Source organism: Salidesulfovibrio onnuriiensis (genome assembly GCF_008001235.1).
GTDB lineage: Bacteria > Desulfobacterota > Desulfovibrionia > Desulfovibrionales > Desulfovibrionaceae > Pseudodesulfovibrio > Pseudodesulfovibrio onnuriiensis.
The window spans coordinates 169,273-191,909 of sequence record NZ_CP040751.1 but is presented as its reverse complement, the minus strand read 5'-3'; the positions used below and the strand labels follow the sequence as shown (position 1 = coordinate 191,909).

24 protein-coding genes are annotated in these 22,637 nt (G+C 61.1%); 15 read left to right on the top strand and 9 right to left on the bottom strand.

The features are described 5' to 3' along the window. Positions 1 to 364: 364 nt before the first annotated feature. Both FGL65_RS00855 and FGL65_RS00850 read right to left on the bottom strand, forming a co-directional pair. On the bottom strand, positions 365 to 1,948 hold the full coding sequence (locus FGL65_RS00855; RefSeq protein ID WP_147818958.1) for a HEAT repeat domain-containing protein: 1,584 nt from the start codon (positions 1,946 to 1,948) through the stop codon (positions 365 to 367). 45 nt (positions 1,949 to 1,993) lie between these two features. Next, positions 1,994 to 2,452 carry a chemotaxis protein CheX gene (locus tag FGL65_RS00850; RefSeq protein ID WP_147818956.1) on the bottom strand — a complete coding sequence of 153 codons (459 nt, stop codon included), beginning with the start codon at positions 2,450 to 2,452 and terminating at the stop codon, positions 1,994 to 1,996. A gap of 223 nt (positions 2,453 to 2,675) precedes the next feature. Here FGL65_RS00850 and FGL65_RS00845 point away from each other — a divergent pair, with 223 nt between their 5' ends. The 4 genes from FGL65_RS00845 (at position 2,676) to FGL65_RS00830 (ending at position 6,809) form a co-directional block, all read left to right on the top strand. Beyond that, positions 2,676 to 3,854, top strand: a complete 1,179-nt coding sequence (locus FGL65_RS00845) for an MFS transporter (RefSeq protein ID WP_147818954.1) — start codon at positions 2,676 to 2,678, stop codon at positions 3,852 to 3,854. A gap of 172 nt (positions 3,855 to 4,026) precedes the next feature. Beyond that, on the top strand, positions 4,027 to 4,875 hold the full coding sequence (locus FGL65_RS00840; RefSeq protein WP_147818952.1) for an AraC family transcriptional regulator: 849 nt from the start codon (positions 4,027 to 4,029) through the stop codon (positions 4,873 to 4,875). A gap of 33 nt (positions 4,876 to 4,908) precedes the next feature. Further along, positions 4,909 to 5,826, top strand: coding sequence for a DMT family transporter (locus tag FGL65_RS00835; RefSeq protein WP_147818950.1), 918 nt, complete (start codon positions 4,909 to 4,911; stop codon positions 5,824 to 5,826). A 116-nt stretch (positions 5,827 to 5,942) separates the two neighbouring features. Next, complete coding sequence (locus tag FGL65_RS00830) at positions 5,943 to 6,809, top strand: class I SAM-dependent methyltransferase (RefSeq protein WP_187170478.1); 867 nt, start codon at positions 5,943 to 5,945, stop codon at positions 6,807 to 6,809. Between the two features lie 30 nt (positions 6,810 to 6,839). On the opposite strand, the gene FGL65_RS00825 is transcribed toward FGL65_RS00830, so the two are convergent. Next, positions 6,840 to 7,163, bottom strand: coding sequence for a hypothetical protein (locus tag FGL65_RS00825; RefSeq protein WP_147818946.1), 324 nt, complete (start codon positions 7,161 to 7,163; stop codon positions 6,840 to 6,842). A 792-nt stretch (positions 7,164 to 7,955) separates the two neighbouring features. On the opposite strand from FGL65_RS00825, the gene FGL65_RS00820 reads away from it, so the two are divergent. From FGL65_RS00820 to glpK, 3 genes are all read left to right on the top strand, one after another. Next, positions 7,956 to 8,774: a DeoR/GlpR family DNA-binding transcription regulator gene (locus FGL65_RS00820; protein WP_147818944.1), complete on the top strand. Its 819-nt coding sequence runs from the start codon at positions 7,956 to 7,958 to the stop codon at positions 8,772 to 8,774. A gap of 562 nt (positions 8,775 to 9,336) precedes the next feature. Next, on the top strand, positions 9,337 to 10,041 hold the full coding sequence (locus tag FGL65_RS00815) for an MIP/aquaporin family protein (protein ID WP_147818942.1): 705 nt from the start codon (positions 9,337 to 9,339) through the stop codon (positions 10,039 to 10,041). Positions 10,042 to 10,124: 83 nt separating this feature from the next. After that, positions 10,125 to 11,618 (top strand): glycerol kinase GlpK, encoded by a 1,494-nt coding sequence (glpK, locus tag FGL65_RS00810; RefSeq protein WP_147818940.1) that lies wholly within the window; start codon positions 10,125 to 10,127, stop codon positions 11,616 to 11,618. 110 nt (positions 11,619 to 11,728) lie between these two features. On the opposite strand, the gene FGL65_RS00805 is transcribed toward glpK, so the two are convergent. From FGL65_RS00805 to FGL65_RS00785, 5 genes are all read right to left on the bottom strand, one after another. Beyond that, positions 11,729 to 12,160 (bottom strand): GNAT family N-acetyltransferase, encoded by a 432-nt coding sequence (locus FGL65_RS00805; RefSeq protein WP_147818938.1) that lies wholly within the window; start codon positions 12,158 to 12,160, stop codon positions 11,729 to 11,731. A gap of 106 nt (positions 12,161 to 12,266) precedes the next feature. Further along, positions 12,267 to 12,989: a substrate-binding periplasmic protein gene (locus FGL65_RS00800; protein WP_147818936.1), complete on the bottom strand. Its 723-nt coding sequence runs from the start codon at positions 12,987 to 12,989 to the stop codon at positions 12,267 to 12,269. A 194-nt stretch (positions 12,990 to 13,183) separates the two neighbouring features. Then, positions 13,184 to 13,891, bottom strand: a complete 708-nt coding sequence (gene pgl, locus FGL65_RS00795) for a 6-phosphogluconolactonase (RefSeq protein WP_147818934.1) — start codon at positions 13,889 to 13,891, stop codon at positions 13,184 to 13,186. Positions 13,892 to 14,059: 168 nt separating this feature from the next. Next, complete coding sequence (gene gnd / locus FGL65_RS00790) at positions 14,060 to 14,965, bottom strand: phosphogluconate dehydrogenase (NAD(+)-dependent, decarboxylating) (protein ID WP_147818932.1); 906 nt, start codon at positions 14,963 to 14,965, stop codon at positions 14,060 to 14,062. A gap of 85 nt (positions 14,966 to 15,050) precedes the next feature. Then, on the bottom strand, positions 15,051 to 15,863 hold the full coding sequence (locus FGL65_RS00785; protein WP_147818930.1) for a hypothetical protein: 813 nt from the start codon (positions 15,861 to 15,863) through the stop codon (positions 15,051 to 15,053). Positions 15,864 to 15,976: 113 nt separating this feature from the next. On the opposite strand from FGL65_RS00785, the gene FGL65_RS00780 reads away from it, so the two are divergent. The 8 genes from FGL65_RS00780 to FGL65_RS00745 all read left to right on the top strand — a co-directional run bounded on the left by FGL65_RS00780 (position 15,977) and on the right by FGL65_RS00745 (position 21,864). Further along, on the top strand, positions 15,977 to 16,693 hold the full coding sequence (locus tag FGL65_RS00780) for a TerC family protein (RefSeq protein ID WP_147818927.1): 717 nt from the start codon (positions 15,977 to 15,979) through the stop codon (positions 16,691 to 16,693). An 81-nt stretch (positions 16,694 to 16,774) separates the two neighbouring features. Further along, a complete protein-coding gene (locus FGL65_RS00775; protein WP_147818925.1) occupies positions 16,775 to 17,146 on the top strand; it encodes a GntR family transcriptional regulator in 372 nt (123 codons plus the stop codon). Next, positions 17,146 to 17,565, top strand: coding sequence for a hypothetical protein (locus tag FGL65_RS00770; protein WP_147818923.1), 420 nt, complete (start codon positions 17,146 to 17,148; stop codon positions 17,563 to 17,565). Before FGL65_RS00775 ends, FGL65_RS00770 begins: the two co-directional genes overlap by 1 nt. A gap of 91 nt (positions 17,566 to 17,656) precedes the next feature. Beyond that, positions 17,657 to 17,959 carry a DUF4911 domain-containing protein gene (locus FGL65_RS00765; RefSeq protein WP_147818921.1) on the top strand — a complete coding sequence of 101 codons (303 nt, stop codon included), beginning with the start codon at positions 17,657 to 17,659 and terminating at the stop codon, positions 17,957 to 17,959. Continuing rightward, positions 17,956 to 19,005 (top strand): dual-specificity RNA methyltransferase RlmN, encoded by a 1,050-nt coding sequence (gene rlmN / locus FGL65_RS00760; protein WP_147818919.1) that lies wholly within the window; start codon positions 17,956 to 17,958, stop codon positions 19,003 to 19,005. Before FGL65_RS00765 ends, rlmN begins: the two co-directional genes overlap by 4 nt. Before the next feature lie 85 nt (positions 19,006 to 19,090). Continuing rightward, positions 19,091 to 19,555, top strand: a complete 465-nt coding sequence (locus FGL65_RS00755) for a hypothetical protein (protein WP_147818917.1) — start codon at positions 19,091 to 19,093, stop codon at positions 19,553 to 19,555. 114 nt (positions 19,556 to 19,669) lie between these two features. Further along, on the top strand, positions 19,670 to 21,673 hold the full coding sequence (locus tag FGL65_RS00750) for a monovalent cation:proton antiporter family protein (RefSeq protein ID WP_147818915.1): 2,004 nt from the start codon (positions 19,670 to 19,672) through the stop codon (positions 21,671 to 21,673). Then, the gene (locus FGL65_RS00745) at positions 21,670 to 21,864 is read left to right on the top strand and encodes a hypothetical protein (protein ID WP_147818913.1); all 195 of its coding nucleotides are present in this window, start codon (positions 21,670 to 21,672) and stop codon (positions 21,862 to 21,864) included. Before FGL65_RS00750 ends, FGL65_RS00745 begins: the two co-directional genes overlap by 4 nt. Here FGL65_RS00745 and FGL65_RS00740 read toward each other — a convergent pair. Then, positions 21,861 to 22,562, bottom strand: a complete 702-nt coding sequence (locus FGL65_RS00740; RefSeq protein WP_147818911.1) for a DUF554 domain-containing protein — start codon at positions 22,560 to 22,562, stop codon at positions 21,861 to 21,863. The genes FGL65_RS00745 and FGL65_RS00740 overlap by 4 nt on opposite strands. Positions 22,563 to 22,637 lie beyond the last annotated feature (75 nt).

Genomic DNA, 22,637 nt, shown 5'->3' with positions numbered 1-22,637 from the left:
ACTTTGTCGATGCAATAAAGGCTGACCCTCGTGTATGCTTGATACACGTCGGGCCAGCCCTTTTCTTTCTCCTTGTATCTGCACTCTTTTTGACCGTCTTGTGTTAAAATATGTTCATAACGGCCCGATTACTTTGTTGTTTTAAGAAGGTCGGTTTCTAACGTGATATACGTTGCGGACCGACTTTTTTTACGCCTTGTACTCGAACCATTCTGAACAGCCTTGTGAGTTCTTGGTCGGTGCGGCGGGATTTGTCTAGTGAGAGGGGATACAAGGGGGGGATCCGCCTTGCGTTGGGCCTGATCAAAGAAACAAAAAAGCCCCGGCCATGTGACCGGGGCTTCTGTTGTCTTTGTGGTGTGTCCTAGCCGACCAGTTCCTGGATCTTGGCTTTCAGCTCTTCGGGCTTGAACGGCTTGGTGATGAAGGCGGTGACGCCGGTCTTTTCGGCCAGGTTCTGCTGCGAGGCCTCGGATTCGGTGGTGACCATGATCACAGGCGTATCCTCGAAGCCGGGGGTGTTGCGGATCTTTCCCACCAGCTCCATGCCATCCATGATGGGCATGTTCATGTCCGTGACCACGATGTCGAAGTTTTCGCCCTGCTCGATGAAGTCGTAGGCCTCCTGCCCGTTGCCGGCCACAAAGGCCTCGTAGCCCAGATCCGTGAGGATGGCCTTGTGCATGGCGCACATGGACCGGGAGTCGTCCGCGGCCAGGGCCTTGTGCGTTCCCGCCTCGGGGGCGGGCAGCTTGGCCAGGTCGGTCTCTGCCCGGGAACCGCCGATATCCGAAAGAAGCTGGCGGAACTGGTCGAGGATGGCCGGGTCCTTGGAGGAACACAGGGCGTCCACCAGTGCGTCGCCCGCGCCCTGGTTTTCGTACAGGGCGTCGAACAGGCCCGTGGCGCCGCAGCTGATGATGGCCTTGGAAAGGCGGGCGCTCTGTTCCGTGGCTGCGGAAACCAGCCCGTTGAGCTTGGCCACGATGCCGGGATTGACGTGTTTTTCCAGCCCGCCGACCACGGACATGAGCGTGAGCTCGTCCTCTTCGGTGAGCCCGTCCACCAGGCAGATGATGCCCTTCATGGACCCCACGCGGCCCAGCGCCTCGTACAGGGCGTAGCGCACGTTGCTGTCCTTGGCCAGGCCCTTGTCGAAGGAGGCCACCAGGCCGTCCGCACAGGCCTTGTCGCCGATGAAGCCGAGCACGTTGGCGGTCAGGATCTTCATGTCCGTGTCGCCTTCCTCGAAGGCGGCCAGGAGCAGGGGGATGGCCGGGGAGCCGATGGCGGTCATGGCGTCGGTGATGATGCGGCGCACCGTGGGGTTCTTGTGGTGCAGCTTTTCCACCAGGAAGGCCAGGGTGTCTTCGGTGTCGAAGGAGGCCAGGGCCTCCACCGCCTTCCAGGTGGTGATGTCGCAGATTTCGTAGCGGTCCGGGGCTTCGCTGTCGTTGATGATTTTTTTGAGGAAACCCACGGATTCCAGGTCCCTGAGCTTGCCCAGGGCCTCGATGCACAAGGCCACAACGAACGGGTCCTCATGTTCGAGATATTTGCGGAACACCGGCAGGGCCGCAGGGTCGGCAATGCGGGCCAGGGAGGTCAGTACCTCCATGAGCCGGTCCGGATCGGCCTCGGCCTCGGCCAGGGAGACCAGGGCGGGGGATGCGGACTTGAACCCGTATTCGCCGGCCACGCGGATGCACAGGATGCGGTACCCGGCGTGGTCGTCGTTCATGCCCGCCACGGTGTCGGCCTCGTTCTGGGAGAGCACCGCGTTGAGGGCGTTGACCACCATGTAGTCGATGGAGGTGTCGCCCACAGGGTTCTTGAGCAGATCCACGAGGGCGGGCAGGTTGGCCGAATCCTTGCTGCCCGCGATCTCGTTCAGAATGGTTATCTGGTCGAGGAATTCCTTGTTGCGAAAATCATCAAGCGTGCCCATGCGTTATGCTCCCTGCTTCGCTTTAGAGGTCGGGGTTAGCGGACGCTATTCAAAACAGAACTCAATGGTGAAGCCGCCGGCCTCCGTGGTGAAGGGAATGGCCATGATCGGCGATTTGGCCAGGTGGGAAATGGTGTGGTTGTCTCCCATGATCACCGTGGGGGTGGAGCCCTGGAAGACCAGGCCTCTTTCCGCCAGCCCCGCGCGGGCCTGCCCGGAAATCATGTTGGTCATTTCACCCACGGCGTCCTTCACGTCGGAAACGATGTCCTCGATTTCATCTCCCAGCATATTCTTGACGATGGCCACGGCGCAGTCTCTGGTAAAGGACAGGGAAACGCTGCCGTTTTGTTCGCCGGTCAGCCCCACCAGGCCGGTCACGTCGCCGGTGGCGGTGTTGTTCTTCTTCACGAAGGGCTTGCCTACCTTGGGGTGGATGAAGGCCATGGTTGAAAGCACGTCGACCGCTGCTTTGATGAAGGGTTTGGCCAGTTCAACGTCCATAAAGATTCCTCCAATCAGTCGTGAGTCCGGTGGCGGACGGGTGTTCAAACAGGATTTTGGGCGGCGCCCGGGAGTTTCCCCCTAACCCTTCGCAGATTTTCAAATTTCATGCGAGGTCATCATTTTTTACCGGCTTACTAGGTATGGGTCAAGGTGCATATTCTTATAATAACATGAATATGAGGTTGCCTGGAAGCGGTCAAGTGGGTAGACACGCCTCAGTATGGCAAGACCCGAAACCGACTCCAGACCCCTGGCGCGCACGCTTCCGGCGGTGCTGCTGGTGGTGTTCCTCTTTTTCCTCAATTTTCTCACCCGGATAACCCTGGGGCCGCTCATGCCCGTGGTGGAGGCGGAGCTGGGCTTTTCCCACGCCCATGCCGGCGGCGTTTTCCTGGCCCTGGGCATGGGCAACGGCATCGGCCTGTTCCTGAGCGGTTTTCTCTCCCGGGAGATCGGCCACCGCAGGACCGTGGGCTGGTCCGCCGTGATCGTGGGTTGCATGGCCCTGGTCGCCTCCCATGCCTGGTCGCACCAGTCCCTGCAGTGGATTTTCCTGGCACTGGGCGTCTGCGTGGGGCTGTATTTGCCCTCGGGCATTGCCGTGGTCACCTCCCTGGTGCGCAAGGAGGACTGGGGCAAGACCCTTTCCCTGCACGAATTGGCACCCAACACGGCGTTCATCGCCGCCCCGCTTCTTGCCGAACTGGTGCTGCTCTGGTGGGGCTGGCGGTCCAGCCTGGCGCTGCTGGGAGGCTGCCAGCTTCTGCTGGGGGCGTATTTTCTCAGGTTCGGCACCGGCGGGGACTTCCCCGGTGTGACGCCGTTTTCCAGCGAGGCCGGAGTGGTGCTGCGTTCCGTGCGCTTCTGGCTGCTGGTGGTTTGCTGCGCCTGGGCCGTGGGCATGGCCCTGGGGCCTTATTCCATGATGCCCCTGTTCCTGATCGAGGAGCACGGCTACACCCGCGAGGCCGCCAACCAGCTTTTGGCCGTTTCCCGCGTGGCCGCGGTCTTCGTCTCCCTGCTGGGCGGCTGGCTCACGGACAAGTGGGGCGCCAAGCCGGTCATGACCGTGTACTGTTTCTGCTGCGGCCTGGCCACCATTCTGTTGGGGTCGGCCCAGGGCGGGTTGCTGGTGGTGGCGGTCCTGCTTCAGCCCGTGTGCACGGTGATCTTTTTTCCGGCCGGCCTGACCCTGCTTTCCAAGATGTTCGACCCTGGCAAGCGCACGGCGGCCATTTCCTTCATGGGGCCCATCAACGCCATCCTCGGGGTGGGTGTCATCCCTTGGGGGCTCGGCATCCTGGGAGAACGCGGCGACTTTTCCCTGGGGTTCATCTTCCTGGGGGCGTGCTGTTTGCTGCTGCTTCTGATCCTGCCTTTGCTGCCCCGGGAAGAGTAGCTTTCCGGTAAGCTGCCGGTTGCCTGTTCAATGGCGCAGGGCAAAGGCTTCCTGGCTTATTTTATCCCGTTACATTTCAGCGTATTGTGTTTTTTCCGAAATTATTCTTTACCATGCGCCCCTTCCCAAGCGTCCCCCGGTGTCCTATGTATGCGGATACTGGAGCAGGTGCATGAAACACGGCAAGCATGAGGAGATCGCCACCTACAAGGTGGTCCCGTTTATCGGGGGAGACGTGGAAATGCTGCGGGCGCGCTACGTGACCCAGCACTTTTCCCGCCATTTCCACGAAGAATACGCCGTGGGGTTTATCGAGCAAGGGGCCATGGGTTTCCGGTACCGGGGCGCGGACCTGGTGGCCTCCCGGGGAACCATCAACCTGGTGGTGCCGGGCGAGGCCCACGACGGCCACGCGGCCACGGACACGGGCTGGATCTACCGCATGTTTTACCTACCGCCCGAGGTGGTGCTGCGGGCCGCCGCCGAACTGACCCCCAATCCCAGCCAGCCCCATTTCCGCAAGGGCGTGCTCGAGGACGCCGACCTGGCCCGGACCATCCTTGAAACGCATGCGGCCCTGGAGAGCGGCGGTGCGACTTCCCTGGAAAGCCAGACCCGCCTGTTGCGGCTGCTGGTCAACTGGATCAATCGCCATGGGGAGGAACGCCCCGGCTGGCCGGGCATCGGCAACGAGCACCGCGCCGTGCGCCTGGCCCGCGAATACATGCGGGACAACCCGGCCGAGGACGTGAGCCTGGAACACCTGGCCCGGCTCGGCAACCTGAGCCCCTTCCACTTCTTGCGTGTGTTCGAGCGCGACCTGGGCATCACCCCGCATGCCTTTCTGGTGCAGGCGCGGGTCAACCGGGCCAAGAAACTGCTGGCCGGTCCGCTGCGGCTGGCGGACGTGGCCGCCGAATGCGGGTTTTCCGACCAGAGCCACCTGACCCGCTGGTTCCGCCGCCAGTTCGGCATCACTCCCGGAAGATACCGCAACTTCGTTCAAAACAGCCGGACCTGACGGGCATAGCCTTGGTTCCTCAAAGGAGGAATCATGTTCAAGGCGTGTCTTAATTTGTCCCTGGCAATGGTCATCGTGGGCAGTTCCGTGGTGGCCGGAAAGATCATGGTGGAACAGCTGCCGGTTTTCCTGGCCTCCATGCTCCGGTTCGTGCTGGCCCTGGCCCTGCTGCTGCCCATTCTGTTCTGGCGCGAGGGCGGCCTGCCCGTCCTTTCCCGGCGGAGCTGGGCCGTGCTCTGCCTCCAGGCCCTGTGCGGCTCGTTTCTGTTCACCACCTTCCTGCTCTACGGGCTGGAGCTGACCAGCCCGGCCTCCGCAGGCATCATTACCAGCACCACCCCGGCCTGCATGGGCATTCTTGGCTGGGTTTTCTGGCGCGAAAGGCCCTCGCTGCGGGCCTTGTCCGGCATACTGTTTTCCGTGGCGGGGGTCATGGTGCTGAACATGGTGGGCGAGGGCGAACTTGCCGGTTCGTCCCTGTCCGGGAACCTGTTGGTGCTGGCGGCCGTGGTCGCGGAATCCCTGTTCCTGCTCTTTCGCAAGTGGGTGCCCGAGCCCATGTCGCCGCTGGCCGCAGCCACGGTGGTCTCGCTTTTCGGGCTGCTCTGGTTCCTGCCTGCGGGGTTGTATGAACTGGCGGTCACGGATTTTTCCGGTGTCGGCGCGGCGGGCTGGTGGGCCGTGGTCTATTACGGCGTGTTCGTCACCGTGCTGGCCTACCTGTTCTGGTTCGCGGGCATTGTCCCGGTTCCCACGCCCGTGGCCGGGGTGTTCACGGGCATCATGCCGCTCTCGGCGGTCATACTCTCCGCCCTGGTGTTGCACGAGCGGCTCCAGTGGACCCACTACATCGGCTGCGCCTGCGTGCTGTCGGGCATCGCGCTTATCTCGGGCCTTCGCGTGCGGACGGCGGGCAGGCGGGAATGCGTCGTTGAAGGGCGGGGAGAGTAGCCTTTGCCCGCGATGGTGCGAGGACCGGATGCATGCCTCAGGTAATAATGGGAATCCCGGCAGAACATGGTAGGTTGGGAATCCACTGAAACCGCATGGAACAGGGAGGCGACGCCATGTCCGGAAAACTTGGCCGCATCTGGCGCGGGGTCCGCACGGTCTGCGCCCATTACGGGCTCGGATCGCGGCGGTTCGGGTATTTCGCACCGTACCGTTTTGCCTCGGAGGTGCTTGCTCATACCGAGGACGGCGTCGTTGGATGGCTGGAGGCGCGCTGGGAGGCGCAGCTGGATGAATTCGCAGAACTTATTGAGTTCGCGGCCCAGTACAACGGCAGGTACGAGTACATGGAGCGCAGCTCCCCGGAGCGGGGCAGGGCGCATTTCGACCAGGAGTGGTTCATGGGCCTGGATGCGGTACTGGCCTACGCCCTGGTGCGCAAGCACCGGCCGTCACGGATCATCGAGGTCGGGTCCGGGTATTCCACCTGCTTCCTGCAACAGGCGGTGCTGGACGGCAACATCCAGACCCGGCACCAGTGCATCGACCCTGCTTCCGGCAGGCGCGCCATTCCCGAGGGCGTGGAAATACTCGCCCATACCCTGAACCATCTGGAACCGGACTTTTTTGCCGGGCTGGGGGCTGGGGACATGCTTTTTGTGGACGGCAGCCACCTCTATCATCCGGGCACGGATGCGTATCAGATCATTCGCGATGTCCTGCCCGGTCTGGCGCGGGGCGTGCTGGTGCACTTCCATGACATCCTGCTTCCCGACCCCTATCCGAAGATGTGGGCCTGGCGGGCCTACAATGAGCAGGACGCGCTGGTCGCGTTGCTTTCCGGCGGTGCCCGGTTCAGGACCGTCGCCCCCGCGGCCTTCCTGCGTTCGCGGCATCCCGAACTGCTGGAGGGGCTGCGGACGCCCGCCCTGCGGCAGCGGCTGGAGACCAGCCTCTGGCTGGAGGTGGCCGGAGCCCTGTAGCCCGGATGGCGCGGACGGCATGCTAAGCCGCTACTGGGTCAGCCTGCGCCCTTCCCGGAATCCCCATCTACCCTCGGGGATGCGCACGTACATGGATTCCATGTCCGTGTCTTCCAGCCGGATCATGATACCGAGTTCCTCGGTGTCCATGTGCCAGTAAAGTTCCCGTGTCAGGGCCGCGCGCACGTCGGCCAGGTCCAGGTTGTAGACTTCCGCCAGCATGTTGGCGGATTCCACAATGGAGGCCTGGGTGGCCCGGTCGATCCAGATGTCCGTGATGTTTACCGCGGAGACCCGGTCCGGGTCCAGATCCATGCCCCTCAGCCGATCCATCTGTTCCTGCGTCAATCTCATGGCGCACCTCCGTGTGTTGCCGCCAGGGCGGAAGGGAGGGGAAAACGGGATCGAGAGGAGGACGAGGCCAAACGCTGAAATCGCTGATGAATCTCCGGGTAATTTCTGCCGTTCCGGGCCTGGCAATTTCCTTTGTGGAAATAGTAGCGATTATCGTGCCAGTCCTGCGGTATGGTTGCGTGCTTGTGAATGGTGCGGCGGGCAGCCGGGCTGTCCGGGGCGGAATTCGGCATTCTTCGCGGGCAGGGGCTGCATCCCTTTGCCATGCGAAACCTGTTTCCGGCCCCGGGCCCTGGCTGACTCGGAAGCGTCCGGCTGCATCCTTCGCTTCCGGCCCGCACCAGGAGGTGTCGTAACACCAAGGAGGTGATTGGTTTCCTGTCGTGGACAGGGAAAGATTGTGTCAGGTCTTGGTTTTGAACAGCGATAGGGGCCCTTTCCAAGCGTGCGGGAGAGACAAAGTACGCTCAGAAACAGACCCCTATCTTCTTTGCGGTCCGGAAAGCCTGATCCACTCCCCCCAAATGAAGCTTCACCGCTGCCCGGAAATATGTGTTTCGGTCCGATCGTTTTCGAAATCGACTCGAAATCTTTTAAATTTTGTTTTCCCTTGTCGCTAAAAAACGAAAATGCTATCCCGGTTTGAAGCGATTCCTCGTGTTCCGAGTTGGAAAACTTGAAGAGAACATAACCCAAACTGGTTTGTGCGTCATCATTTTTTTTCACTTTCGCTCAAAAAAGATGGCAATTTGTTTTCGGTATTGAACTTTTTGACTATGACAGGGGGCCTTAATGGGTGGTGAAAAGAATGGAAACTCGGATACTTCCGGCGGTAAACACGCGGCGGTCCGCAAACGCCACGATCTTATAACCAGGATGGTTCGGGAGCAGGGGTTCATGGCCATCGGCGCGTTGGCCGACCATTTCGACGTGACGCCCCAGACAGTGCGCCGGGACATCAACATCCTGTGCGATCAGGGCCGCCTGGCCCGCCATCACGGCGGTGCGGGGCCCGTGGTCAGCACCGAGAACGTTGGCTATACGGATCGCCAGGTCCTGTACCACGAGGAAAAAAAGAGGATCGCCAAACTGGTGGTGGAGCATATCCCGCCCCGTTCCTCCCTTTTCATCAACATGGGCACCACCAACGAGGAAGTGGCCAAGGAACTGTGCAAACGCGACCACCTCCGGGTCATCACCAACAACCTCAATGTTGCCAAGATCCTGAGCGCGAACCAGAATATCGACATCCTCGTGGCCGGCGGCATTGTCCGGCACAGGGACTGTGGGATCGTCGGCGAATCGGCCATCGATTTCCTGCGCCAGTTCAAGGTGGACTACGGCATCATAGGCATCAGCGGCATTGACCTGGACGGCACCCTGCTGGACTTTGACTATCGCGAGGTCAGTGCGGCCCGGTCCATCATCAACAACTCCCGCAAGGTTTTCCTGGTTACGGACCGGAGCAAGTTCGGACGCAACGCCATGGTGCGCCTGGGCAGTTTCTCCGAAATCGACTGCCTGTTCACGGACAGCCCGCCGCCCGAGGAGATCATGGAACACCTGCGCAGGCACGAGGTGGAGATGTATTGTCCCGATGGCGCGGAATGACCGGTTTCGTCCGGTGCCGCCCTTGGTGATCGGTAAGACACCCACTTTTTTTCCTTTCAGAAAATAAATCACAACCGACCAGGCGCAACAAGGCGCTTGGTCGGTCGTGTCTTTTGGGTTTGATTCGGCCCTGATACCGATAATAAAACCTCTGACACTTGCCAATTTTATTCTTTTATTATAAATGGTTAATAGATTTAAACATTGGTTTTAAAAATACTTTGACCCGCATTTTATATATGATTTAGAACAGTGTTTCCGCGATGAAAAAATCTGTGAATCCGTCCGCAGGAGCCCAGGAAACTTGGGTGTCTAATGCGTCAATAAAACAGTCAAAATTTTCATAGCCGAAACAAAATTGACCAAACAATGATCAAAAATCGACATTTTTCTTGAGATAGGGCTGTAAATTGTATATGAATTCTGGAAGCTGAAAATAGCACATGCAATTGCAATGACATGGGACGTCATTGTTCATGTGTAGAAGCTAGAGTGTGAGGTGTGCGTCTTCCAACCGGAACGCCTGTTCGAACCCTTAACTTTTGTTGTCGCGGAGGATTGTATGGATTATCTTGTCAGTGAACTGATTGGGACAATGATTTTGACCCTGTTTGGTTGCGGTGTGGTAGCAAACGTGCTGCTGGAAAAATCCAAAGGCCAGAATAGCGGCTGGATCGTCATCACCATGGGGTGGGGAATGGCAGTCACCTTTGCCGTTTACGCTTCCAAGCTTTCTGGCGGTCACATCAACCCGGCCGTCACCATCGGTCTGGCTTCCATTGGCGCCATGGAATGGGCCCTCGTTCCCTACTATCTCGCCGGCCAGTTTATCGGTGCATTCATCGGCGCCGTGCTCTGTTACCTGGTTTACAAGTGCCACTGGGAACCGACCCAGGACGCAGGCCTGAAGCTGGCCGTGTTCTCCACCGGTCCGGCCATCCCCTGCACCTTTGAAAACTTCCTGTGCGAATTCCTGGGCACCTTCTTCCTGCTGTTCATCATCATGGCTCTGGGCGCACACGAGTTCGCTCTCGGCATGGGACCGCTGGTTGTCGGTTTCTACATCCTTTCCATCGGCCTTTCCCTCGGTGGCCCCACCGGTTACGCCATCAACCCGGCTCGTGACCTCGGCCCCCGTATCGCCCACGCTCTCCTTCCCATCCCGGGCAAGGGCGGCAGCGACTGGGGTTACTCCTGGGTTCCGGTTATCGCCCCCATCTGCGGTGGCATCGCCGGTTGCCATGTGTACAAGCTGATCTTCGGTTAATACTGCTAGGAAACTAGCCTTTACGAAAATATTAGGTGTGGGGTGGAGAGTTCACTCTCCACCCGATGAAAGGGAGATTTTACATGTCCAAGAAGTACATTCTGTCCATTGACCAGGGTACCACCAGCTCTCGCGCCATCGTCTTCGACCATGGCGGCCAGATCAAGGCCGTGACCCAGAAGGAATTCACCCAGCACTTCCCGAATCCGGGCTGGGTTGAGCACGACGCCATGGAAATCTGGTCCTCCGTGCAGGCCGTTGTCGCCGAAGTGTTGGCTTCCGACGACATCAGCGCCGAAGACATCGCCGCCATCGGTATCACCAACCAGCGTGAAACCACTGTGGTCTGGGACAAGAACACCGGCAAGCCGGTTTACCACGCCATCGTCTGGCAGTCCCGTCAGACCGCTGACATCTGCAAGGAAATGATCGGAAAGGGTCTGGACCCGATGGTTCGTGAAAAGACCGGTCTGCTCATCGACGCATACTTCTCCGGCACCAAGGTGAAGTGGATCCTCGACAACGTCGAAGGCGCACGCGAAAAGGCCGAAAAGGGCGACCTGCTCTTCGGTACCATCGACACCTGGCTGGTCTGGAAGCTCACCGGCGGCAAAGTGCATGTCACCGACTACACCAACGCTTCCCGTACCCTGATGTACAACATCCACGACCTGAAGTGGGACGAAGAGCTGCTCAGCGCCCTCACCGTGCCCGCATCCATGCTGCCGGAAGTCAAGCCTTCCTCCGAAGTGTACGGCACCACCGACAAGGACGCCTTCCAGGGTCACGAAATTCCCATCGCCGGTATGGCTGGCGACCAGCAGGCAGCCCTGTTCGGTCAGGCCTGCTACGAAGAAGGCATGGCCAAGAACACCTACGGCACCGGTTGCTTCATGCTCATGAACACTGGCGAAAAGGCTGTCCCGTCCAAGAACGGCCTGGTCACCACCATCGCCTGGGGCGTTGACGGCAAGGTCGAATACGCTCTGGAAGGTTCCATCTTCGTTGCCGGTTCCGCCATCCAGTGGCTGCGCGACGGCCTGCGCATGTTCCGCGAAGCCAGGGACAGCGAACTGTACGCCACCCGCGTGCAGGGCACCGACGGCGTGTACGTTGTTCCGGCCTTCGTCGGCCTGGGCGCTCCCTACTGGGATTCCGAAGTTCGCGGCGCCGTGTTCGGCCTGACCCGCGGCACCACCAAGGAGCACTTCATCCGTGCCACCCTGGAATCCCTGTGCTACCAGACCAAGGACGTGCTCTCCGCCATGGAAGCCGACTCCGGCATCAAGCTGGAAAAGCTGCGCGTGGACGGCGGCGCCGTTGCCAACGACCTGATGCTGCAGATCCAGTCCGACCTGCTGGGCACCCCGGTGGAACGCCCGCTGTGCATCGAAACCACCGCTCTGGGCGCTGCCTACCTGGCAGGTCTGGCCGTTGGTTTCTGGACTGACCGCGAAGACATCAAGAAGAACTTCGGCATCGACCGCGAATTCGCTCCGAAGATGGCCGCTGAAGAATCCGCCAAGCTGTATGACGGCTGGCAGAAGGCTGTTAAGGCTACCACCGTCTTCAAGTAGGACTTGCTCAAGTCTTGATCGTCAAAAGGGGCTGCCCATGCGGGCAGCCCCTCTTTTTTGACGTCTCTCTGTGTTTTTCCCGATGGCGGCGTATCTGAATCCGGGCAGATTCATTCGTCGCGCAGAACTCCTGCCCGCACGGCTCCTTTCTGGTCCCTGAAGATGGCCATGGCCGTGTTCATCATCTTGAAGCCGAGCTTCCTGTAGAAGCCTTCTTTGCCGGGGTTGGCATAGAGAATGATCTTGGTGTGGCCTTTGGAAAACTCCATCAGCTTTTGCACGATCTGCTTTCCGAGCCCGATGCCCTGGTGGCCGGGGTGAACGGCCACGTCGCAGATGTAGGAGCAGTCCCGTCCGTCTGCCAGAGCACGGCCGACACCCACCAGTGTTTCTCCGTCGTGCACGAAGCAGACGTACCGGCTGTTGTCGAAGACTTCCCGAAGGTGCTCGGCCGACTTTGTTCCCAACGGTGCGTCCCGGTAGAGTTTCGAGAGTTCATCCCAGTCAGTCGCGTGCAGGTCGTAGCGCCATGTGAGGTCCATTTTCTGTCTCCAGTGTTTCGTTCTCTTTCCGACCAGGATAGGAACGGGACAGGAGGGCGTCAAGAGCCTGGAAGGAGGGGCAAGAGAGCGTAGGGAAAAATTGTCACTAGTACCACTTGCTCTGGATTTCCTTGATGACGCCTTCGGCTTCGAGTTCGTCGTAGGCGTCCTGCCACTTCTTGACGATGGCCGGGTCGGTCTTCAAGGAAAAGGCCAGGTAGAGCGTGGATTCATTGAAGCTGAAGACTTCCTTGATGCTGCCCCGGTTCACCTTGGCCAGGCGCATGAAATAGGGGGCGGAGAGGCTGCTGCTGATCCACAGGTCGATACGCCCGGCCACGAGTTTGCCCGGGTTCATGCTGTCGTTGCGGACGCTGTCCAGGTTCATGAATCCGTTCTTCTGGAGGAACTGCTCTTTGACGTCGTCGATGTAGGTTCCTATCTTGCCCACTTCTTTTGCGTCCTCGAGGCTGTCGATGCGAATGTGAGAGTCCTGTCTCGCATAGATGACCCACCGTTCCTTCAGCAGGGGGCCTACCCACTGAAACAGGCGCTCGCGTTCCGGAGTGCGCGTGGTGGAGTAGAGCGCCACATTGGCATCCCTCAGAGCCATCTCGTATCCCCGCGCCCAAGGCATCACAAAGATGGGGAAGTCCACCCCGAGCTTTTGCATCATGGCTTCCACGATCTCGGTGCCCAACCCTTTTACCTCGTCCTTTTTGAGGTAGTTCAGGGGCGGCGCGTGCTCCGTGACGATCATGATGTCCTGGGCCGCGGCGCTGAGCGCGCAGAGAACAACAAGAATGAAGGCCAGGAGAGCTTTTTTCATACTCGGCTCCTTTCGGGGATGCGGTACGGTAGGGCCGGCATGGTTTGATGCGGGCTTTCTCCGTATTTTGCACAGTATCGGTGGGAATGATGCGCGCACATTATAACATGCGCTGAAACCGTGCTCTGTGGAAGGAGCAAAAACAATGAGGGTAAGGAGGAACGCTTTCGCAGAAGCCCCCTCCCTAGAATGCTCTATCCTGCGACAGCCTGGCCCGCGTACCAGATCACCCGTTGGGCCTGGAACCGGGAGGCCGGATACTGAGGGTCGCCGTTCAGCACACCCGCCAGCACGTCCCGCTTGTTTTCTTCCGTAACCAGGAACAGGGCGGTGTGCGCGGCGGCAAAGGCCGGGAACGTCAGCGTGACCCGGTCCACCCTGGGGGCTGCGGGAGGATCGAACACGGGCATCACGTAATCGGTGGCGGCCAGTGCTTCGGAACCGGAAAAGAGCGAGGCCGTGTGCCCGTCGTCCCCTATGCCCATGATGGCCAGATCCATGGCGGGCGGAGTGTCGCCTCCAAAGAAGTTCACCAGCTCCTGGCTGTAATCCTCGGCGGCAGCGGCAGCCCCGAGCTCGCCCCGGACGCGGTGCACGTTGGCTTCGGGCAGGGGCACATGGCGGATGAAGGCTTCATGGGCCAGCCGGTAATTGCTGTGTTCGTGCTCCGGCCCCACGGCGCGGTCGTCGCCCCAGAACAGGTGGGTGCGGTCCCAGGGCACGGCCCGCCAGTATCGTTCGTCGGCCAGCAGTTCGTAGAACCGCTTCGGGGTGGGGCCGCCGCTCAGGGCCACGGAAAAATGGCCGTTACGCTCCAGGGCGCGGTGCGAGGCCTGGACGAAAAAAGACGCCGCAGCATGGCTCAATGCTTCAGCGTCCTCGAAGATGGTGACTTGTCCCATGGTTCATCCTGTTAGGGTCAGGGTCGCGATATTCGAAATTCGGTCCGTCCATGCCTGTTTTTCCAGTCGAAGCAAGGACTTCCCTTGGGAGGAAATCGCATCCCTTGCGGACCTGTGTCAAGAATTCCCGACATAAAGTTGCGCCGGACCCTCCCGGCAGGCCCATGTCTATTGGCCGCTTTCGTCCGTGTGGCCTCCGAATTCACTGCGCAGGGCCGCCAGCATGCGGTTGCGGAAATCGTCCTGGCGGCGCGAGGAAAAACGTTCGAACAGGGCCAGGGCCAGCACCGGGATGGGCGTGCCCGTGTCCACGGCCTGCTGCACGGTCCAGCGCCCTTCGCCGGAATCGTCCACATAGCCGTCCGTGTCGGCGAGGCGGCGGTTTTTGCAGAAGGCGTCCACGGCCAGTTCCAGGATCCAGGACCGGATCACTCCGCCCCGGTTCCAGACCGCACCGAGGTCCGCGAACTCGATGGTTTCGGCGTAGGGGGAATCCTCCAGCAGGGCGAACCCCTCGGCATAGGCCTGCATCATGCCGTATTCGATGCCGTTGTGGACCATCTTGGTGAAGTGTCCTGCGCCGGCCTCGCCGCAGTGCATGTAGCCGTCCTGCGGGGCCAGGGCGCGGAAGATTTCCTCGATGCGCTTGAACTGGTCGATGGGGCCGCCGACCATGAGGCAGTACCCATGCTCGAGGCCGCGCGCTCCGCCCGCGACGCCCGCGTCCAGGTAGCGGATGTCCTTGTTCTCCAGCTCCTGGGAGCGGCGGATGTCGTCCTTGTAATAGGTGTTGCCGCCGTCGATGACCGTGTCGCCCGGGGCCAGGAGTTCGCCCAGCCGGGTGATGGCCGCGTCCGTGGGCTTGCCCGCCGGCAGCATTACCCATACGGTGCGCGGCTGTTCCAGGCTGTGCACCAGCTCCTTGAAGGAGTAGACGGGAACCGCTCCTTCCTCCGCCAACTGCTCGGTCTTTTCCGCGCTCCGGTTGAGCGCCACCACCTCGTGCCCGCCCTGCAGGAACCTGCGGGCCATGCTCATGCCCATGCGGCCCAGCCCGATCATTCCGATTTTCATTGGCATTCCTCCTCGTAGGGGATCGGAAGCCAGCTTAGCACGGCAGGCCGGGCTTGCAAACGGGGGCGGATTATTATTCGAGGGCTTACATGCCCGGCGGCAGGGCCACGCGGATGACGCGGCGTTTTTCGGGCCGGAGCGCGTCAAAGGATCGTTTGTAGTGCTTGCGCAGCAGCCGGTCCATGAGGCCCGATTCGCGGGCGTGGACAAGGGCCTTGCGCAGCACCGGGGCCAGATCCTTGTCGCGCTGGCTCAGGTAGATGATGAAGTCGCGCTTGTAGACCAGCATGAGGTGCGGCTCGATGACCAGTTCGTGATGCCGGTCGTGCTCTCCCATGATTTCCACGAATCCGCGCGGGAAATAGTCGATGCCCCGGTCCCGGTGGGCCGCCATCTCGTAGATGAGCCGCCAGTCGGCCAGGGTCTTGACCGGCAGCCTGTTGTAGCGCCAGACATCCACGTCAAACCAGGATTCCCCCAGCCCGGCCGTCCTGTTCAGCTTCCGGAAGTCCTCCAGGGTGCGCACGCCCTTGAAGGCGTCCACCTCTTCCGGGGGGACCAGCAGGATGCGCTTGCCGATGAGTCCGTTGGTCAGCCCGACATTGACGGGCACGAATCGGCGGTCGCGGTCGGTGGACCGGATCAGATACATGGCCGAGGCCTCTCCGGTCTCCAGCATGTGCATGATGCGCTTGAAGGGATAGTCCTTGAGCGGCTTGATGGTCAGGGTGTGGCCGATGGCGGCGAAGGATTGGCGGAGCAGTTCGTGGTAGTATTGGTGCTGGCCGTCGTCGAAGCTCGGCATGGTCAGGGTGTATTCCCCGGCCCGGCATGTTCCGGCGCAGAGCAGGAGGGTCAGGACCATGCCCGCCAGCAGTGCTTTTCCCCTTGTTTGCATCGGGGCAGTATCGGGCCTGGCGCAAAAAAGCGCAACCGCGTCTTTGCACCTGCACTTTGTTGCCAACGGATTTCCCTTGGCGCATACTGCGGCAAAATCAAGGAGAATCGGTCATGGAAGGCCTGTTTACCATAGAAAATATCATAGCTCTCATCACGCTTACCGGGCTGGAAATCGTGCTCGGCATCGACAATATCGTCTTCGTGGTCGTGGTCACCAACAAGCTGCCCCGCGCCCGCCGGGAAATGGCCCGCAAGCTGGGCATCGGGCTGGCAATGATCACCCGCATCCTGCTGCTTCTGACCATCAGCATGATCATGGGGCTGACCGCGCCCTGGTTCGAGATCCTCGGCCATGCCGTGTCCGGCCGGGACCTGGTGCTGCTTTCGGGCGGGCTGTTTCTGCTGGCCAAGGCCACCATGGAGATCCACGAGAAATTGGAGCCCGGGCACGAGCGCAAGGTGGGCAAACTGGCCTATTCCTACTGGGGGGCCATCATCCAGATCATGCTTCTGGACATCGTCTTTTCCATCGACTCGGTCATCACGGCAGTGGGCATGGCCCGGCACGTCGTGATCATGATCGCGGCCATTGTCCTGGCCGTGTGCGTGATGCTCTTCTTCGCCAACGCCATCAGCCGGTTCGTGAGCGACCATCCCACCATCCAGATGCTGGCCTTCGCCTTCCTGCTGCTGGTGGGCGTGCTGCTGGTGGCCGAGGGCCTGGGCAAACACATCGACCGGGGCTACATCTATTTTGCCATGGCCTTTTCCCTGTTGGTGGAGTTTCTCAATCTGCGTATGCGCAGGAAAAAGGCCCGCGCCACCTGATTTGCATGGTTTTCATTTTCCCTTGGCAGTTTTTTTTCGAAGGTGTATTAGGTTTGTAGAACACTACCACACTGGAGCGCCATGAGCAGTATAACCACCGATCGCATTTATCTCGGTATCGCCGAAAGGTTGATGGAACGTATTGCGAGCGGCGAGCTACGGCCCGGGAACAGGATCCCTTCGGTGCGGGAATGCGCCATGGTCGAGGGGGTCACGCCCAACACCGTGGCCAATGCCCACGCATTTTTGCGGGATATGGGTGTCATTCGGCCGGAGCGGGGCATGGGAAGCGTGGTGGAAGCTTCGGGGGCGGAAATGTGCCGCACTTTCATAAGGGAACGTTTTGTACGCGACGAACTCCCTGTTCTCAAAAGGCGGATTCGGCTGTTGGGAATGCCGCACGAAGAGTTGCTCCGCCTTTTGGATGGGCCTTGTAATGCCGGAGGCAAATGATGAAATTCAGTTATTATGCGGGGCTGGCGGTTATGTTGCTTTTTGCGGCAACCACCATGTTTTTTTCGGGCGGAACAGCGTATTTCATCGACCTGCCGAGCATGATCGCGATCACAGGGACATGTTTTGGTGCGCTTGTCTGCAATTTCGGTTTTCGCGGAAGCCTGACCGCAGTGGGCTCGCTTTTTTCACCGGGGCCGCATCTTGCAGGCGGATTCAGGAAGTCCGCCGCCAAGACGGTCATCCTTTCCGGACTCTTCGGCGGTCTTCTGTATCTCATTGTTGGTGTTGTCGCAGCGCTCGGAAATATTGGCGATCTGTCCAAAATAGGTCCGGCGCTGGCCATGGGCTTCCTGTCGTTGCTTTATGGCAGTCTGCTGGCTCTCATTGCCGTTCCAGCCTATGTGGCCGGAGAATAATGGGCGGCCTTTGAACGTAACGCCTCGGGAGAGCCCGCCGGAGGCATCTGTTCGCTTGCCTTTATCGGAAACCCGCGCTAGGCAGGGCCACATGAAAAAGACGCGCAGGACAAAACGGCACTACCCGTGCCCGCCGCCGCCCGAGCGGTCCTCCCGCCTGTACGTGCGTATCGCGCGGGAGAAGATCGCCCTGTTCCGCTTCCTGCTGGAGGCCCACGACAACCTGGGCATCTTCACGGTGGTGAGCAAGTTCACGGGTATCCTCATGCTGCGCTATACCCCGCACCAGGAGCGCGAGATGCGCGCCTTCCTGAAGGGGATCGGGGACGACATGGATATCGAGGTGCTGCTCGAGGCGCCCGAACCGCGCGTGCCGAGCCTGGAGAAATTATGATCAACCTGCTTGACCTGACATACGACGAATTGGAAGCCTTTGTGGTCGAGGACCTCAAACAGCCGCGCTTCCGTGTGGACCAGCTCTTCCAGTGGCTCTGGCAGAAGGGCGTGCGCGACTTTTCGGACATGACCAACATGGGCAAGGCCCTGCGCGAGAAGATGGCCGGGATCGCCACCATCACCTGGCCGGGCATCGCCAAGGTCCAGGAAAGCCGGGACGGCACGGTCAAGCTGCTGCTCCGGCTGCACGACGGCAAGCTCATCGAGACCGTGCTCATTCCCTTCAAGGACCGATTTTCCCAGTGCCTTTCCACCCAGGTGGGCTGCGCCATGGGCTGCAAGTTCTGCAATACCGGCCTGCTCGGCTTCGAGCGCAACCTGACCATGGGCGAGATCCTCGGCCAGGTCCTGGTGGGCCGCAAGTTCCTGCTGGACAAGGGCGTGGGCGGCCCGGACGGCCCCAGCCCCATCCGCAACCTGGTTTACATGGGCATGGGCGAACCCCTGCTGAACCTGGACAACCTACTGCGCTCCCTGGAGACCCTGCCCCGCGAGAACGGGCTGAGCATTTCCTGGCGGCGGTCCATGGTCTCCACCGTGGGCTTCCCCGAGCAGCTCCGCATCCTGGGCAAGACCGAACTGGCCCTGCCCGCCATTTCCCTGCACGCCCCCACCCAGGAGCTGCGGGCCCAGATCATGCCCAAGGCCGCCCGCGTGCCGCTGGACGAACTCATGCAGTGCCTGGCCGAATTCCCGCTGCGCCCGCGCGAGCGCATCACCTTCGAATACCTGCTGCTGGGGGGCGTGAACGATTCCCTGAACCACGCCGACCAGCTGGCCAAGCTGGTGGACAAGAACCGCGTCAAGGTCAACCTCATCGCCTACAACGCCACCGAGGGCATGCCGTTCAGCGCCCCGGACCGGGACCAGGTGGAGGCCTTTGAAAAGCGGCTCTGGCACCACGGGGTCACCGCCTTTATCCGCCGCTCCATGGGCGCGGACATCAAGGCCGCCTGCGGCCAGCTCAAGGCTGACGAGCAATAGCCTTTTTTCGGGGCTTTCCCTTGTCATATTGCCTGGTTTGAGGGTATGCAGTCCTGTACCATTTTCGTAAAAGGAGCGTATTCTTATGGCCCGCGATTTCAGGGAATATCTTGAAGAGGCGACCCGCCACGAGCGGTTCGGCCGGTACTTCAAGGAGATCGGCATCGGTTTCAAACTCGTCATGTCCATCCAGGCCAGCGCCCTGCACGGCTGCGACCCTGTGGAAACCCTGGACGACGTTTACGGCTACAAGGCCTTTGAGGTCTCGGTTCGTCAGGTGAGCAAGCCTATCGAGGCCCCCAAGATCGGCGCCTGGAGCGACCTGCGCGCGAAACCCTGGGCCGAGAGCTTCGACCGCGAGGAATTCCGCCGGGACATGGTGCGGGAGAACGTTCCCGTGGACGAGGTGCAGACCATTTTCGAGGACATCATCGAATACGCCCGCGACAAGGGACACATGGAGGACGGCGAGGAGCCCCGGCTGCTCGATCCCGATGAACCCATTCGTCCGTTGCGGAAGGGATGCGGCGGCTGCGCGGCCAAGAAATAGGGCCCGCACGGGAAATGAACGACAGGAAGCTCGCCGCGAGGCGGGCTTTTTTTATTGCCCCGGCAAATCCGAATGGGCTTGCCATGCGGGCCCGATACCCCTAAGGGTGGTCTTATGGAAATGCTTGTTTTTCAGGACATCGTCACCATCTTCGTGCTGGCCATCTTCGTGCTGCTGGTCTGCAACCGGTTCAACCTGCCCGCCATTGTGGGCTTTCTGCTCACGGGCACCCTGTGCGGGCCGCACGGGCTCGGCCTGGTGGCCGAGGCGCATCTGGTGGAGATGCTGGCCGAGGTGGGCGTCATCTTCCTGATGTTCGCCATCGGCGTGGAGTTTTCCCTGGAAAAGCTTTCCCGGTACAAGGCGGCGGTGCTCGGCGGCGGAAGCATCCAGGTGCTGCTGACCATCGCACTGGTGACGGGCCTGAGCCTGCTGCGCGGCCTGGATTTCAACCGGAGCGTGTTTCTCGGGTTCCTGGCCGCCCTTTCCAGCACGGCCATTGTCCTGAGCCTGTTGCAGGAGCGTGCCGAAGCGGACAGTCCCTACGGGCGGTTCACCACCGCGGTGCTCATCTTCCAGGACCTGGCCATCGTGCCCATGATGCTGATCATTCCCATGCTGGCCGGGGTCTCGGGCAGCCTCACCCAGACCGTGCTCCTGCTGGCGGCCAAGATGGCCGGGGTCTTTGCGCTGGTCTTTGTCTGTTCCCGCTGGGTGGTGCCCTTTGTGCTCGGGCAGGTGGTGCGCACCCGCAGCCAGGTGCTGTTCATGACCACCACCCTGGGCCTGTGCTTTTCCATCGCCTACCTGACCTACGCCCTGGGCCTTTCCCTTTCCCTGGGCGCGTTCCTGGCCGGGGTCATCGTTTCCGAGTCCGAATACAGCGTCAACGCCCTGGGCGGTATCCTGCCGTTCAAGGACGTGTTCGTGAGCTTTTTCTTTGTCTCGGTGGGCATGCTGCTCAGCCTGGGCTTTGTGGCCGCGCACCCGGTGCTGGTGCTGGTCGCCACGGTGGTCATCCTGGCGCTCAAGGCCCTGGTGGCCTGGCTTTCCTCGGTCATCATGGGCCGTTCGGGACGCTCGGCCATCATCTCCGGGCTGCAGCTTTCCCAGGTGGGCGAGTTCTCCTTCATCCTGGCCAGCGTGGGCCTGGGGGCCGGCCTGATCCCGGAGCAGGGCTATCAGCTTTTCCTGGCCGCCAGCGTGCTGACCATGCTGTGCACCCCGTTCCTGTTTTCCCTGGCCCCCGCCGTGGCCGACCGGGCCATGCAATGGCCCTGGCTGCGCGACCGGGCCGTGTTCCGGCGCAAGGACATTGCCGAACCCTCCGGGGAAAAGCTCCGGGACCACCTGATCATCAGCGGGTTCGGGCTGGGCGGCCGCAACATCGCCCGCGCCGCCGAGGTGGCCGGCATCCCCTACGTGGTGCTGGACGTCAATGCCGAGACCGTGGCCCGCGAACGCGAGGCCGGACGCAACATCCTTTACGGCGACGCCTCCTTCGAGGAGGTGCTGCACCATGCCGACGTGGAGGCGGCGCGCGTGCTGGCCATCACGGTTTCGGACGCGGCCGGGGCGCGGCGCATCGTGGACCTGGCCCAGCGCATCAACCCGTCCCTGCACATCATCGTGCGGACCCGTTTCCACACGGAGATGCGCGATCTCTACGACCTGGGAGCGGACGAGGTGGTGCCCGAGGATCTGGAAAGCTCCATGGAGCTGTTCAGCCGGGTGCTGGCGCGGTACCTGGTGCCGCGCGCCGAGGTGGAGCGGTTCGCCGAGGAGATCCGGGCCGAGGGCTACGGCTGCTTCCTGGAGGAATGCCACGAGCCGCCTTCCCCGCTCATCAAGCTGGGCAGGTTCTCGGACATGGACCTGTCCATCTTCACCATCTGCCCGCAGGCCCCCCTGGACGGGCGCACCCTGGAGGAGGCGGCCCTGCGCAAGGAACACGGGCTCACGGCCGTGGCCGTCATGCGCGGGGAGGAACTACACCGCAACCCGGACGGCCGGTTCCGCCTGCAGCGGGAGGACCAGGTCTACGTGTTCGGCGAACGCCGGGAAATCACGGCCAAGGCCTGGCTGTTCACCAGGCCTGTTTGTGAGGAGCAGCCATGAATCCGTTTTTCGTTTTTCATTTCATCCGCAATCTGGTGGCGGGAAAGGACCGCAAAAAGAGTCCCGAACGCCAATACACCGAATCCGGTTATTACCGGGGCCAGGACTACGACGAGCACGTCTATGACCGGGGCGAGGACCACGGCCTGGACAAGGACGGGGAAAGGCCGGACGGGAAGCGGGACGACTAGAAGAGCGTCTGCAGCCAGTCCGCCAGCGGAACCAGCGCCACCACGAAGGGCAGGGCGGGCAGCAGGTTGGAAAGTCTGATTTCCTTGATGTCCAGCAGCGTGATGCTGATGCCCACGATGAGCAGGCCGCCCGTGGCCGAAAGCTGGGCAATGAGCTCGGGCGAGAAGTATTGCTGGAAAAAGCCCGCGAACAGGGTGAGGGCCCCCTGGTAGAGGAGCACCGGGATAAAGGAGAAGAGCACGCCCGACCCGAAGGTGGAGGCCAGGGCCACGGAGGCGAATCCGTCCAGGATGGCCTTGGTGTACAGCACGGTGGGGTCGCCGGTAACACCTTCCTCGAGCGAGCCGACAATGGCCATGGCCCCGATGCAGTAGATGAGCGAGGCCGTGATCAGCCCTTCGGTGAATTTCGGGTTTTCGGATTTAACCGCCGTCTTGAAGCGGTTGCCGAGGCGCTCGAACAGGGTGTCCAGCCGCAGTAGTTCGCCGGTGATGCCGCCGAGCAGGATGCTGAAAATGACCACCAGAATGTTTTGCACCTTGAAGGCCATCTGCAGACCGATGAGCAGGGTGCACAGGCCCAGGCCCTGGAAGACGATGACCCGGATGCGTTCGGGAAAGCGGCTGTGCAGCAGACAGCCAGCGAGGCTGCCCAGGATGATGGCGGCGGCATTGGCAAGAGAACCCACTGGAAGCATTGGCGGAATCCTTTGGTTTTCGGACGGGTGGCGTTGGGCCGAGAGTAGTTCCGGCGCGCGGGAAGCGTCAAGTCA